General features: G+C 56.4%; 1 protein-coding gene. It reads left to right on the top strand.

The window, feature by feature from the left end; genetic code table 11:
- Positions 1 to 188: hypothetical protein (locus EZM41_RS05835; protein WP_198470191.1), on the top strand; the 188-nt coding region annotated here is incomplete at its 5' end.
- Positions 189 to 374 lie beyond the last annotated feature (186 nt).

A 374-nucleotide genomic window follows, 5' to 3' on the forward strand; every position in this document is an offset into this window, starting at 1 on the left:
AAGAATCCAAAGCGGAACAGGCTTTGGCGGCGCTAAAGAAAATGGCGGCTCCGGTCGCCAGCGTCATCCGCGACGGTCATCAAATAACCGTCCCAGCCAGTGAGCTCGTCCCTGGAGAACGCCCCTATGGAGCTGTATGCCGAGCAGATGCGCTTCTACGGCCTGGCCTGGCACCTGCTACACCCTAACAGAGCCGTGACATTAGGGCTTTGCTTCTTGAGGGAGGGCAAGACGGAGCTCTTTTCTGGCCAGGGATTCCGCATTAGCAAGAGATTCTACTCGCCGGCGGATCTGCAGTTCCTGTCCCACGTCTGGTTCCGGATCTGGCACGTGAGTGTAAGATAGGAGTTCTTTCTTTTCCGCATCGTGATACT

It is taken from the genome of Acetomicrobium sp. S15 = DSM 107314, assembly GCF_016125955.1.
Classification (GTDB): Bacteria; Synergistota; Synergistia; order Synergistales; family Thermosynergistaceae; genus Thermosynergistes; species Thermosynergistes pyruvativorans.